The organism is Vibrio jasicida 090810c (assembly GCF_002887615.1).
Taxonomy (GTDB): domain Bacteria; phylum Pseudomonadota; class Gammaproteobacteria; order Enterobacterales; family Vibrionaceae; genus Vibrio; species Vibrio jasicida.
Window position 1 is genome coordinate 2,142,162 of sequence record NZ_CP025792.1, and the last position, 13,871, is coordinate 2,156,032.

Consider the following 13,871-nt stretch of genomic DNA (forward strand, 5'->3'; position numbering starts at 1 on the left):
CGCTGTTGCGTATAAATTGTTAACTACACCCACTGCCCAGCGACAAAGCCGCTCGACCAACACCATTGGAAGTTATAGCCACCTAACCAGCCGGTTACGTCCATCACTTCACCGATGAAGTACAAGCCTTTGATGTTCTTACATTCCATGGTTTTTGAAGACAGGTGATCAGTATCTACGCCGCCTAGGGTCACTTCTGCAGTGCGGTAACCTTCCGTGCCGTTTGGTGCTACTGCCCAGCTCTCTAAACGCTCAACGATGGTCGTCATATCTTTCTGGTTGAACTGCTTAAGTGGTTTGTCTGCTAATTCTTTACGTTCAATCAACACTTCAACCAAACGTTTTGGTAGCACTTTTGCTAGCGTGTTCTTTAGGGATTGGTTCGGATGCTTCTCGCGACTGCGTTCTAGTAGTTCAGCGATGTCGTCGTTTGGAACGAGGTTAATCGTCACCTTTTGACCCGCTCTCCAGAACGAAGAGATTTGTAGTACCGAAGGGCCCGACAAGCCGCGGTGGGTAAACAGCAACGCTTCTTTGAACATGGTGCCGTCTTGCGCGGTGATTTCTGCTGGAATCGCAATGCCCGATAGCTCAGCAAAATCTTCTTTGTCTTCTTTATGCAGCGTAAACGGTACTAGACCTGCCGTAGTCGTAATCACCGGAAGCTCAAACTGCTCAGCAATCTTGTAGCCAAATGGCGTCGCGCCAAGCTTAGGCATCGACAGGCCGCCTGTTGCCACCACTAAAGATTCACACTCGATGTTTTCAGTACCGGCATGTAGACGAAAGCCCGCGTCGGTTTTCTCAATTGAATGTACATCACATTGGTAACGCTGCTGAATATTTGGCATGTCGCATTCTGCCAGTAGCATCTTAACGATGTCTTTTGCGGTAAATGCATCAACACAGAACAGCTGTCCGTGATCGCGCTCTTCAAACTCGATGCCATGCTTGCTGACCATCGAGATAAAGTCCCAGTTGGTGTACTGCGATAGCGCCGATTTCACGAAATGTGGGTTTTGACATAAGTAGTTGCTCGCTGAGACGTCGTAGTTAGTGAAGTTACAACGACCACCACCTGAGATAAGGATTTTACGTCCTGGCTTTTTTGCATGATCCAGTACGAGCACATTGCGTCCACGTTTGCCGGCTTCTGCCGCACACATCAAACCTGCCGCACCTGCGCCAATTACAACAACATCAAATTTCTTACTCATTGATAACGCTCAATTACTTATTTAAATTGGTTTATACCCAAGTAACCTCGAGATGCTTGGTTCAGCGAGGGTGACTTGGTTTGTAAACGCGGCGGCGATTTAAAGGTTTAGTGGGTCTAAATCAAAAATCGACAACAAAGTATACAAACCAAGGCAACTCGCCCTTCGGGAGCGTGTCATTGACCCGATTTCTACGTCAAACAACTTGGAAAGAGCTGGCTATTACGCTGCGTTGTTTTCCTTGAAGTCAAATCAATGACAATGCTCTGAACTCTGCATCTTGAAGTCACTTGGGTATATAAGTCCACAAATAAAAAAGGATGTGCTCATTGCACATCCTTGCTTTCTGCGGGCGCTATTCTAACGACAAATGTTGAATGGGAAAAGCGCTTAAATTCCAAGCACTGCTTGATGACCTAGAGAATAAAGGCCCCCAGTAGGGTCACACCGAGTAAAGCGGTCGATAAAATGAATAATCCGCGAACCCTTTCACACTTGCCAGTAAAGACTTCGTCATGATGATGGTCGTACTCTTTACTTTTTATGTAATGGAACAACCTCACTTGTTTAGTGACATTGCCATGGGTGGTGAAAAATCCATTGCCATCCACCTGCTGATAAAGCAAAGGATGCGCTTCACGCATGATGTAAATAAGAGAACGAAGAGCGGTGAGATAACGGACCATATTAACTCCCGTCACCACCATTAGCGCAAATAAGATTGTGTCTCCACTGATCATCTTTTCCTCCCTACACCTTCAATGATGCTCAAGAGAAAAAGACGATCAATGCTTCGTCCTTTACCCGCTACTTAGCGCGTTGAGAACGCGTTACGCAGCTGGAGCATCCATAATTGAAGATGAACCTTCTTTTGCCATTTGTGCCAGATCTTTGTCAATGAAGAACAATGCTTTACCGTCTTCACCTACCAATTCGATCTTATCTAAAATCCCTTTAAACAACTTCTCTTCTTCGTGCTGTTCAGCCACGTACCACTGCAGGAAGTTAAACGTTGAGTAGTCTTGGCTTGTAAATGCAACATGCGCCAATTTGTTGATTCTTTCCGTGATCATTTGCTCATGTTCGTAGGTTTCACGGAAAACATCGCCTAGGCTTGCGAAATCATGCTTAGGAGCTTCAATTGCACCTAGGATTGGCATTGAGCCGGTTTCGCTTACATAAGTGAAAAGACGTTGCATGTGCTCCATTTCTTCTACGGCGTGTGCACGTAAAAATTCAGCCGCACCTTCAAAACCTTTGTCTTCACACCAAGCACTCATTTGTAAGTATAGATTGGATGAGAAAAATTCTAGGTTAATTTGCTCATTCAATTGTTCAACCATAGTTTGAGACAGCATGTTAACTCCTATTAATGTGCATGCAATATACCCAAGTAACCTCGAGCTGAGCAGGCTCAGCGAGGATGATTGGTCTAAAGTCACTTGGGTATAACCCACTATAACATGATTACTGAGGCAAGAGTTTGTACCCACGATATTGATATGAGATCACTTCAGCAAAATTATCTGACACTTAGTGCTAATCTGACACTATGACCTTATCAAGGAGATATCAATATGAGTTATAAACACATACTTGTGGCAGTCGACCTTTCAGACGACAGTAAAGTATTGATTAAGAAAGCCGTATCACTGGCTAAGCCTCTTGATGCGAAAGTCTCTTTCATTCATATCGATGTGAATTACGCCGAGCTTTACACGGGTCTTATCGATATCAATATGGCCGAGGCACAACATCAAGCGATGGAAGCATCCCGTACACAGCTGGCCAATTTTGAAGAGTTCGCAGAATACCCAATTACGCATACTTTAGTGGGTAGTGGGGATCTGAATAATGAGCTGTGCGATACCATTCAAGACTACAACATCGATTTGGTCGTTTGTGGGCACCACCAAGATTTCTGGAGCAAGATTCTGTCCTCGACGCGTCAACTTATTAACTGCTCGCCTGTCGATATGCTGGTCGTACCGCTAAAAGACTAATTTGGATTGGCGCAACGATAAAACTTGGTTAGACTGCGGGCACCTTTGTTGTTGATAAAGATTCTCATCTATTATGGCTTATCTATCCGCAGTTACCCTACTTTGGGCATTCTCATTTAGCCTGATCGGCGTTTACCTTGCCGGTCAGGTCGATTCTTGGTTTTCTGTCTTCATGCGTGTCGCACTGGCGAGCGTCGTGTTCATACCTTTCTTAAAATTCCGTGGCGTAAGCAAATCTCTGATCGCGAAATTGATGATCGTTGGTGGCTTCCAACTCGGGTTAATGTATTGCTTCTACTACCAATCTTTCTTACTCCTTTCTGTACCAGAAGTGCTGTTGTTCACCGTATTTACCCCTATTTACGTCACCTTGATTTATGACTTTTTGAAAGGCCGTTTCTCGCCTTGGTATTTGGTCACAGCAGCAATTGCAGTACTGGGCGCTGCGTGGATTAAATTTGCAGGCATCAATGAGAACTTCTTGATCGGCTTCTTGGTCGTACAGGGCGCCAATTTGTGCTTTGCTATTGGCCAGGTAGGTTATAAATACATTATGGAAACCGAACCTGTGGAATTGCCACAGCACACAGTATTTGGTTACTTCTATTTAGGGGCATTGTGCGTAGCGACCGTCGCCTTTGCTTTGATGGGCAACTTAGACAAGATGCCGACAACAGCAACGCAATGGGGCATTTTGACTTACCTTGGTTTGATTGCATCAGGCTTTGGTTACTTTGCGTGGAACAAAGGGGCAACCATGGTCAACGCAGGTGCACTTGCGGTAATGAACAATGCGTTAGTTCCAGCAGGTTTGATAGTGAACATTGTCATTTGGAACCGTGATGTTGATGTAATGCGACTCGCCATTGGCGGCGCGATCATCATGCTGTCGCTGTGGATTAACGAGACTTGGGTGAAGAAGCGCGTAGAGATGAGTTACGCCAATAAGTAACACATCGATCCCAACAAACATTCCAACAATAAAAAACGCTCTCCAACTGGAGAGCGTTTTTTATTTGTTGATTCGATTAATGCATTTTGGCTTGCGAGCTTGCACTCATCAACGCAGTGGATGGCGTTGGTAACAATACTTCTAGTTTGGCATTACGCGCTTCAAGCTTGCGCTGACGTTTGAGCAATTTTTGCTGCTTTTTGGCTAACTTAAGCAACTTCTTTTGCTGCTTATAGTGTTTCTTAACCGCTTTCTTCGCCTTTTTCAGCGCTTTTTTATCTGACAAATCAAACATAGCTGGCGTCTCTAGCTGGGTAGTTGCGGCTGCTACTTTCGCTGCCAATTTTTTCTCTTTAACTCGTTCCACTACGCGCTTAACGATCGCCGCTTTTTCAATATTTTGCTCAGCCGTCATCATAATAGGTGCCTCTTGAGCAAGAGAATGACTTGGCAACGCTTCTGCCAATAACCCACAAGCTTGTTGTTCGACAATTGGTTTATCTTGGCAACTCTGAGGAGGAATCGCAGCAGGCTTACACAAAGAATCTTTTGATGCAGAAGAGCGGGCACAAGAACGACAAACGAATTTAGGCGCAACCACCAAGCGGTGAATATCACCCAAACTTTCAGCGATTTGCTTTCGGCTCATCTTACATAAACGTTTCGCCATGCTACTACTCCAGCTATCTAGTTTCTGACTATCAGCGACTGCATCAAACAAAGTGTAATAATAATAATTCTTAGTTAGATATACAGTCAGAGTGCCGAATTAGCAAGAGAAAAGTATCAATAAGCTGAGCAAACGCCAGATACAAATACAGCGCCAAATCGGGCGCTGTAACAAGAAGTTTTTTATTGTCAGTCGTTTAGTTGAATTACGCCATAGACGCCTTCACATAGACATCGAAACGATTCTTTTTAGTCTCAATCGCCATGCTTGGTTTTTGTTCATCTAACCAGTTGGCGTAATCAGGGCGCTTCACCACCACACGTTTGCTCGCCAATGCCATTGCTGGTGCCAGCAAGCCATCTGCATCAAGGTCGGCACCCACCAACGATTGAAACACACGCATCTCTTTCTTCACGAGTGCCGATTTCTTTTTGTTCTCAGGATGAGGGTACATTGGATCAAGGTAGACTACATCTGGCTGCACGAAGTCTTTGTCTTGCGCTAATTGGTCGAGGGCGTCATGACTAGAAGCGTGGATCAGCGACATACGCTCTGACACCCAAGCACCAATTTCTGGATCGTGCTTCGCGCGAGCCAAACCATCATCCAGCAACGCTGCTACGACAGGGTGACGTTCCACCATTTGGACTTTGCAACCTAATGACGCCAAAACGAATGCATCACGACCCAAGCCGGCCGTGCCATCTAGAATGGTTGGTGTTGCTCCTTTATTTAGACCCGCCGCTTTTGCGATCGCTTGCCCTTTACCGCCACCGAACTTACGGCGATGCCCCACTGCACCACCAATCAAATCAACAAAGATCGCACCCAGCTTTGGCTCGTCCACTTTACGTAGCTCTAAACGATCTGTCGTTAGAACTAAAGCAAAGTCACTGTCGTCTGTGTGAGAAAGCTGCCAACGCGCAGCGAGTTCATCAAGGTGAGACTGTTGAGATGGGTCTTCACAAATCAATTGCAGTTGCAAAAGGAGGCTCCAGTAAAAATCGGTTTAACTGGCGCTGAGTGTATACCCAACCCGCCTCCAATTGCTAGGTTGAGGACAATCTAGGTAGAGAATAGTGTCGTCCGTTTAAAGTGGTTGAAGTGCTTCGACCAATTCAGCCAATGGCTGAGGGTGACCAATCGTATAGCCTTGTCCGTAATCCACACCCAGTGCTTTTAAGTGTTCGGTAATTTGGTCGTTTTCCACAAACTCAGCAACTGTGACCTTACCTAATTGCTTCGCAAGGTCGTTAATCGAGCGCACCATGACGCGATCCATTTCGTTCGTGTTGATATCTCGCACGAAAAGACCATCAATTTTCACGATATCGACAGGAAGTTGCTTCAAGTAGCCAAAAGAAGACAGACCAGAACCAAAATCGTCCAATGCAATCAAGCATCCCAACGCTTTAACCCGAGTGAAGAAGCCAAGCGCTTGATCAATATTGCTCATCGCAGCGGTCTCGGTGATCTCTAAACAAATCTTCTCACAAGGAATAGAAGACAGCTGCAAACGCTCCAATAAGAAGTCGATAAACTCTTGATTACCCATCGATTGGCCGGACAAGTTAATCGCGCAGCGACCGAGCTTTTCCACCACCTCGGGACGCGCCTCAAACCACTCAAGTGTTTGGGTGATAACTTGCTTATCAATCCAGTGCGCGATGTTGTAGCGCTCTGAAGCTGGCATAAAAATACCTGGAGACAAGTAGTTGCCTTGAGCATCACGGATACGTACTAGAATCTCAAAGCACAGCGGCGAACCTTCACCACGCAAATTCAGTATTTGCTGAGCAAACAGTTCCAAACGCTTATTCGACAATGCCTCATGCACTAAGTTAACGCTCTGCATTTCGAGCTGGCGACGCTGCAGCTCTTCATTGTCTAAACTGAACAGGTTATAGCGATTACGACCCTGCTCTTTGGCGACGTGACACGCAGAGTCTGCCTGAGCGTGAACCATTTGTGGTGTCTCGGCGGTGTGGTCAATAATACGAATGCCCACCGAGCAACTCATGAACAAACGCGTGTCTTCCCAACGAAATAGCTGCTCGCTTAATGTTGAGATAATGTGTTTAGCAACGCTGATCGCGCCATATTCATCGCAATCCTTGAGCAATACGGCAAATTCATCACCGCCCATGCGCGCAAGCACCGCGTTATGAGGCAGCACTTCTTCAAGCATGCTAGCGCAAAACTGAATGGCCGCATCGCCTGCGTCATGTCCCACCGTATCGTTCAAGACTTTTAACTGATCGAGGTCGAGATAAAGCATGGCATGCACACGACGATGGCTTTCCACTTCTCGTAACGCCGTTTGCAGTTCGAGTTCAAAATAGTTGCGGTTGTAGGTATCAGTCAGCAGATCGTAACTTGCTTGATATTCCAGTTGTTTAGCAAGCTTTTTGGTTTCCGTAATGTCTTCACCGACGATCAGCAATTGGTCAGAATCCCTCAATGGACGGATATTTTCACGAACCCAAACAGAATGACCATCGGCATGACGATACTCAATTTCACGACGCCAAACCCCATGCATCACTTGCTGTGGTTGAAGTAGCACTTGGCGGGGGTACAGTGCTTTTTCGTCAGAGTAGAATGCACACAAGTGATGACCCAGCATATCCAACGGTTGATAACCTAAAAGCTGCTGAGCAAAGCGGTTCACCTCTTGAATCCGATTATTATTATCTAATGTCACCATCATCACAGGTTGCTGTTCGTAGTAACTACGCAAGCTCGACTCACGCTGATAAAGCTTGTCTTCCATTGCTTTTCGGCTAGTGATATCACGCGCTTCAAACAAGTATTGTTCTTGGTCACCCACTTGTTGAGAAAACGGCTTTAACGACACTTCCAGTACCATCGCGCCATGTTCTGTGCTCCAAATTTCAGCTTCAAAGGTCGCCACATTACGATTCTGAGACTGAAAATAGTTGGCGAGCAACTGACGTGCTTCTTCACTCCAGCTTTTATGATGCCAAAGTGGACGATCGAGACGTATATCCTGATGATAAAGCAAAGACTGCAGACGATCGTTGCCCGAGTTGAGCAAACCATGGTGGTCGAGAATCCCCATATACTGCATGCTCTGGTCGAATACCGACTCCAAAATCGCTTGGCTTTCACGGGCAATGCTCTCGCTACGGCGAATACGCTGCAAGTAGTAACTCAGCAGCACAATCACCATCACCATGACGATAAATAGGCTACCAAATAATTTGATCTCTTTTGCGTAGCGCTCGGTAAATTCTGCGGGCTTATTGAAGAACACCGACGATGCCTCTTGTTCAGCCCCCAATCCCCAGCGAACGACCGATTGGTAATCGAGTTTAATGTCCGATTCCGCGCGCACTACCGCTGGCAACGGCTGCGTTGGGTTACCCAGCACATAGGCCAATAACTTTGCCGCCTCAAAACCTTGACGATAACCACTTTGAATCACACCACCCACAGCACCATGACCCAACCCAATATCGTGCACCATAAATAAAGGCGCGTTCGATGCTTGATTGATGTCTCGCCAATCCTTGTCCGTGGCAACATTGCCATTAATATCGCGGTAGTAAGTCCAAAATAGCACCACATTCTCAATGTTCAGTCGCGAAACTTCCTGTTTCAACATATCGACATTGTCAGGAACAAGATGACGAACTTTGTCGCGATATTGCGGGTTTTTATCAAGAAATTCTTCTATTTGAGCTCGAAGCGCTAATCCAGTGACCGAATGATCACTAACGACAAGAATCTGCTTATGCTGTGGGTGTAATCGCTCGATAAGCGTAAGGTTGGCAAGCAAATCAATATCTTCGATCACGCCTGTGGCTTTTAGTCCCTGATGCAAAGTAGGAATGTAATTGTTGATGCCACTAAAAATGACTGGCGTATTTTGCAATACATCTGACAAACGCTGCATCAGAGCAAGTGCATTGTTATCACTGACGACAATCGCATCGAAATGCTCTTCGCTCAGCTTGGTGCGATAAAGTGATTCGAGTTGATTGAAGAACTGCTGGCTTTGGCTACGCTTAGAGTCAAGGTACAAAACTCGAATATCGAGTGGGTGATCTTCAAGTTGCTGGGCAAAACCGCGCTGAACAGAGTCGGTCCAAAAGAAACCTTGGTGGTAGGAATGTACAACAAGTACTTTTTGCTCTTGCGCCGATACGATCGCACTGCACAACATCGCGATAAAAAACAGAAAAAGTGGCACATCAACTCCATGACATCAGAGCTACCTCGCGGTTATCCCTGCTAAAACCTTGTGAATCCGGCCCGCTGTGCGTATAAAATGAATTTTACACCTCATACCCAACGGAAAACATTGTATGAATGCGACGCTGCCGAAACTCGACGATCTTGATCGTGCCATTCTAAAAACGCTGATGGCCGATGCTCGAACGCCTTATGCAGAAATGGCAAAACAATTTGATGTTAGCCCTGCAACGATCCACGTTCGTATCGAGAAAATGAAAGCGGCGGACATCATCGAAGGTACTGAGGTGATCGTCAACACCAAAAAGCTAGGATATGACGTATGTTGCTTTATTGGCATTAATCTCAATGCCGCACGTGACTATCACTCTGCGTTGGAAAAACTCAACGCCCTCGATGAAGTGGTGGAAGCTTACTACACCACGGGCGCGTATAACATATTCGTCAAATTGATGTGCAAATCGATTGAAGAACTACAGTTTGTATTGATTGATAAGCTGCAGGCTATTGATGAAGTCCAATCTACAGAAACCCTGATTTCGCTGCAAAACCCAATTAATCGCAACGTAAATCCATAAGACGCTGAATCCATAAGATAAAAGCCGAATCAAAAAATAAAAAGGGCAGCCACTTGACTGCCCTTTTTCATTCTCAATCGAGATTATGCTGCGATACCGGAATGACGCAGTAGTGCATCGATTTCTGGCTCACGACCTCGGAAGCGTTTAAATAGCTCCATTGGCTCTTCACTGCCACCCATTTCTAAGATGTTGTTCAGGAAGCTCATACCCGTTTCTTTGTTGAAGATACCTTCTTCTTCGAAACGAGAGAACGCGTCTGAAGACAATACTTCTGCCCATAGGTAGCTGTAGTAACCCGCGCTATAACCACCAGCAAAAATATGACCAAAGCTGTGTGAGAATCGAGCCCACTCAACCGCAGGCAGTACCGCAACTTTCTGCTTCACATCTGCCAAGGTTTCAAGAACGCGAGCACCCACTTCTGGGTCGTACTCTGTGTGCAGAGTGAAATCGAATAAGCCGAATTCAAGTTGACGTAGGATGCCCATCGCCGACTGGAAGTTCTTCGCCGCAAGCATCTTATCTAACATCGCTTTTGGTAGAGGCTCGCCAGTCTCGTAGTGGCCAGAAATGAACGCCAGCGCATCTTCTTCCCAACACCAGTTTTCTAAGAACTGACTTGGTAGCTCAACCGCATCCCAAGGCACACCATTGATACCCGATACCGCGCCTGTTTCTACTTGCGTCAGCATGTGATGGATGCCGTGACCGAACTCGTGGAACAAAGTCACCACTTCATCGTGCGTAAACAGCGCTGGCTTATCACCTACAGGGCGGTTGAAGTTACACGTTAGGTAAGCAACCGGCGTTTGTAGCTCGCCAGATAGCGTCACTCGACGACCACGACAGTCATCCATCCATGCACCACCACGCTTGTGCTCACGTGCGTAAAGGTCTAGGTAGAAACTGCCTCGTAATGTGCCTTCACTATCAAAGATATCGAAAAAGCGTACTGACTCGTGCCAAGTGTCCGCACCTTCGCGCTCAGTCACAGTCATACCGAATACGCGGTTTAGCACTTCAAACAAACCACTTACTGCCTTTGATTCAGGGAAGTAAGGACGCAGTTCTTCATCCGAGATTTGGAACAAGTGCTGCTTTTGCTTCTCGCTGTAATAGGCAATGTCCCATACGTTTAGCTCAGTCACACCGAATTCACTCTCAGAAAACTGACGCAATTCTTCCACTTCACGTTCGCCTTGTGGCTTCGCTTTGGTCGCTAAATCGTTTAGGAAGCCAAGTACCTGCGAAGGATTCTCGGCCATTTTGGTTGCCAGTGACTTTTCGCTGTAAGTGTTGAAACCCAACATGCGAGAGATTTCATGACGCAGTTTTAGCTGCTCTGTGATGATTTCTGAGTTGTCCCATTTGCCTGCGTTAGGGCCACGATCAGAAGCGCGCGTTACGTATGCTTCGTACAACTCTCGACGTAGTTCTTGGTTGTCACAGTACGTCATGACTGGCAGGTAAGAAGGGATATCTAAAGTAATTAGGTAGCCGTCGAGCTCTTTCGCTTCTGCTGCGGCTTTCGCTGCAGCAAGCGCTGACTCTGGCATACCCGCAAGATCTTTTTCGTCGGCAACGTGCTTAGTCCATCCCATGGTGGCATCCAGCACATTGTTAGAGAATTTTGAGCTCAACTCAGACATACGCTTGCTAATTTCACCGTAGCGATGTTGCTCGTCTGATGGTAAACCGATGCCTGAAAGCTCGAAGTCACGCAGTGAATCAGAAATAGTCTTCTGCTGTGCACGCGTCAGCGTCGTGTACTCTTCACTTGCTTTGATCGCTTTATACGCTTCGTACAGACCTTTGTGCTGACCAACCCAAGTGCCGTATTCAGACAAAATTGGGAGACAGCTTTCATACGCTTCACGTAACGCTTCACTGTTTACGACCGAGTTCATATGGCCGACTGGGGACCAAACACGACTCAAACGATCATCAGCTTCTTCAATAGGCGCAATAACACTTACCCAGCTTGGGTTGGCGTTGTCTTTCAGTACCTCGTCAATCTTGGCACGACAATCCGCAATCACCTGCTCGACTGCAGGTTTAATATGTTCTGGTTTGATTTGCGAAAACGGAGGAAGATCCGTAAACGTAAGAAGTGGATTAGACATGAATAATTCCTTTTGTGTTTTGGCTCTGTAATTGCCTATTCGTATTTGCATAAAAATAAGCGCACCCAATGCACAGGCAAGCCAACAACATGGATGGGGGGATTTCCGTTCCCTTTCTCTATGCTGCGATGACCGAAGGGGCCAAAGAGAGCTTACTCTGTCCTTGAGTGTTGTTATGCCTAAGTCAAGCTAAGCACTCTGTTGGAGCATGGCAATTCGACTTAGGTTCAATTTGTTTACTCATACTAAGTATGGGTGACTTAAAGAAATTTCAATACCATCCTTCTATCAGTTCAACTGATTTGAATCGAAGTTCTACATCTTCAAGTTACTTGAGTATAATACCGTCATCGCGCAAAAATCACAGACCACACTCAGTCAAAGAGTGTTTCGAGAGTTTAATTTGTTAAGTTACCGCCACAGCTTCCACGCTGGCAACCATGCTGACGTGGTAAAACACATCGTTCAAAGCCTCATTCTTGATGCACTAAAGCAGAAAGATAAGCCGTTTGTTTATCACGATACCCACTCGGGTGTGGGACGTTACGATCTGACTCACGAATGGTCTGAGAAAACGGGCGAATACAAACAAGGCATCGCACGTATTTGGGACAACCCAAACATCCCTGAAGAGATTGCAAGCTACATCGATTCAATCAAAACATTGAACAACGGTGAGAATCTGCGTTACTACCCAGGTTCACCACGCGTTGCACGTGCGCAAATCCGCCCGCAAGACCGCATGGTTCTAACTGAATTACACCCAGCCGATCACCCATTGCTTGAGCAAGAGTTCCACCGCGATCGCCAAGTGAGCATCTACAAAGAAGATGGCTTTAAGCGTCTGAAAGGCAGTTTGCCACCGCAAGAACGCCGTGGTTTGGTGCTGATTGATCCTCCATACGAGCTCGCAAAAGAGTACCGTGACGTAGTACAAGCGATTTTCCAAAGCCATAAACGTTGGGCGACGGGTATCTACGCAATTTGGTACCCAGTGGTAAACCGCTGCGATATCGAAGATATGATTGAAGGCCTAGAAGGCTTGGGGATCACTAAAATCCTGCAAATCGAGCTTGGTGTCTCTCCCGACACCAACGAACGCGGCATGACCGCATCGGGTATGATCGTGATAAACCCGCCGTGGAAACTGGAAAGCCAGATGAAAGAGATTCTGCCATTCCTACAAGAAGCGATCGCGCCAGCAACCGGCCACTGGAAAGTTGACTGGATCGTTCCAGAATAAAAAAACACTGAATTCAAGAATCTTTAAGCGCAACGATGACCTCGTTGCGCTTTTTTATTTTCTAAAAATTTTCGTCTGCGCTTCGTCTTTTCTTTTTTGCCTGCGTCTTAGGGATGTAAACAAGCTAAAACATAGAGAGAAATGACCATGCTTAAAGTTATCAGTTTTAAAATTTGCCCATTTGTTCAACGCGTAACTGCGGCACTAGAAGCAAAACAGATCCCTTACGAGATTGAATACATCAACCTAAAAGACAAGCCACAATGGTTCCTAGATATCTCACCAAACGGTCAAGTGCCTGTGATGGTGACAGAATCTGGCACGGCACTGTTTGAGTCTGATGCCATCATCGAATACATCGAAGACGAATACGGTCCGTTAGAGCAAGGCGTGACAAACGAACAACGCGCACTAGACCGAGCTTGGAGCTACCTAGGCTCTAAACATTACTTGGCACAATGCGGCACTATGAGCAGCAAAGACCAAGCAACCTTTGAAGAACGTACAGAGAAGCTGATCAAAGCGTTCCAAAAAGCAGAAAACCAACTGTCTGGTGAAACCAAGTTCTTCAAATCCGATGAACTAAGCAATGTAGACATGGCTTGGCTGCCGCTTCTGCATCGCGCTGCCATCGTCAAAGCGCACTCTGGTTACGACTTCTTCTGTGATCTGCCAAAAATGCAGGCGTGGCAAAAGCACATCCTAGAATCAGGATTGGTAGAGAAGACGGTATCGGAAGACTTCGTGCAGCTGTTTAGCGATTTCTACCTAACCAACACTTATCTTGCGGACGGCAAAGACGTGCAAGCCCAAGGCGGTTGTGGGTCAACAAGCTGTTGTGGCTAAGCCAACGGCCGAAAGTAA

12 protein-coding genes are annotated in these 13,871 nt (G+C 46.3%); 5 read left to right on the forward strand and 7 right to left on the reverse strand.

What is annotated here, in order from left to right:
* Positions 1 to 23: 23 nt before the first annotated feature.
* The 3 genes from C1S73_RS10115 to ftnA form a co-directional block, all read right to left on the reverse strand.
* Positions 24 to 1,217, reverse strand: coding sequence for a BaiN/RdsA family NAD(P)/FAD-dependent oxidoreductase (locus C1S73_RS10115; protein ID WP_038869977.1), 1,194 nt, complete (start codon positions 1,215 to 1,217; stop codon positions 24 to 26).
* A gap of 416 nt (positions 1,218 to 1,633) precedes the next feature.
* The gene (gene uspB, locus C1S73_RS10120; RefSeq protein ID WP_038869975.1) at positions 1,634 to 1,957 is read right to left on the reverse strand and encodes a universal stress protein UspB; all 324 of its coding nucleotides are present in this window, start codon (positions 1,955 to 1,957) and stop codon (positions 1,634 to 1,636) included.
* 90 nt (positions 1,958 to 2,047) lie between these two features.
* Complete coding sequence (gene ftnA / locus C1S73_RS10125; protein WP_038869973.1) at positions 2,048 to 2,575, reverse strand: non-heme ferritin; 528 nt, start codon at positions 2,573 to 2,575, stop codon at positions 2,048 to 2,050.
* A gap of 219 nt (positions 2,576 to 2,794) precedes the next feature.
* On the opposite strand from ftnA, the gene uspA reads away from it, so the two are divergent.
* Positions 2,795 to 3,220, forward strand: coding sequence for a universal stress protein UspA (gene uspA / locus C1S73_RS10130; protein ID WP_038869971.1), 426 nt, complete (start codon positions 2,795 to 2,797; stop codon positions 3,218 to 3,220).
* A gap of 73 nt (positions 3,221 to 3,293) precedes the next feature.
* Complete coding sequence (locus C1S73_RS10135; RefSeq protein WP_038869969.1) at positions 3,294 to 4,172, forward strand: carboxylate/amino acid/amine transporter; 879 nt, start codon at positions 3,294 to 3,296, stop codon at positions 4,170 to 4,172.
* Between the two features lie 76 nt (positions 4,173 to 4,248).
* Here C1S73_RS10135 and C1S73_RS10140 read toward each other — a convergent pair whose 3' ends face one another.
* The 3 genes from C1S73_RS10140 to C1S73_RS10150 all read right to left on the reverse strand — a co-directional run bounded on the left by C1S73_RS10140 (position 4,249) and on the right by C1S73_RS10150 (position 9,058).
* Positions 4,249 to 4,842, reverse strand: a complete 594-nt coding sequence (locus C1S73_RS10140) for a hypothetical protein (protein WP_038869967.1) — start codon at positions 4,840 to 4,842, stop codon at positions 4,249 to 4,251.
* Between the two features lie 205 nt (positions 4,843 to 5,047).
* Positions 5,048 to 5,827, reverse strand: coding sequence for a class I SAM-dependent methyltransferase (locus C1S73_RS10145; RefSeq protein ID WP_038869965.1), 780 nt, complete (start codon positions 5,825 to 5,827; stop codon positions 5,048 to 5,050).
* Positions 5,828 to 5,932: 105 nt separating this feature from the next.
* Positions 5,933 to 9,058 carry an EAL domain-containing protein gene (locus C1S73_RS10150; RefSeq protein ID WP_038869963.1) on the reverse strand — a complete coding sequence of 1,042 codons (3,126 nt, stop codon included), beginning with the start codon at positions 9,056 to 9,058 and terminating at the stop codon, positions 5,933 to 5,935.
* A gap of 115 nt (positions 9,059 to 9,173) precedes the next feature.
* Here C1S73_RS10150 and asnC point away from each other — a divergent pair, with 115 nt between their 5' ends.
* Positions 9,174 to 9,638 (forward strand): transcriptional regulator AsnC, encoded by a 465-nt coding sequence (gene asnC, locus C1S73_RS10155; RefSeq protein ID WP_038869962.1) that lies wholly within the window; start codon positions 9,174 to 9,176, stop codon positions 9,636 to 9,638.
* 83 nt (positions 9,639 to 9,721) lie between these two features.
* Here the strand turns inward: asnC and prlC are convergent, their stop codons facing one another.
* Positions 9,722 to 11,764, reverse strand: coding sequence for an oligopeptidase A (gene prlC / locus C1S73_RS10160; protein ID WP_038869960.1), 2,043 nt, complete (start codon positions 11,762 to 11,764; stop codon positions 9,722 to 9,724).
* 403 nt (positions 11,765 to 12,167) lie between these two features.
* On the opposite strand from prlC, the gene C1S73_RS10170 reads away from it, so the two are divergent.
* Together C1S73_RS10170 and C1S73_RS10175 are read left to right on the forward strand one after the other, a co-directional pair.
* Complete coding sequence (locus C1S73_RS10170; protein WP_038869958.1) at positions 12,168 to 13,007, forward strand: 23S rRNA (adenine(2030)-N(6))-methyltransferase RlmJ; 840 nt, start codon at positions 12,168 to 12,170, stop codon at positions 13,005 to 13,007.
* Between the two features lie 141 nt (positions 13,008 to 13,148).
* Positions 13,149 to 13,853: a glutathione S-transferase family protein gene (locus C1S73_RS10175; protein WP_170946252.1), complete on the forward strand. Its 705-nt coding sequence runs from the start codon at positions 13,149 to 13,151 to the stop codon at positions 13,851 to 13,853.
* Positions 13,854 to 13,871 lie beyond the last annotated feature (18 nt).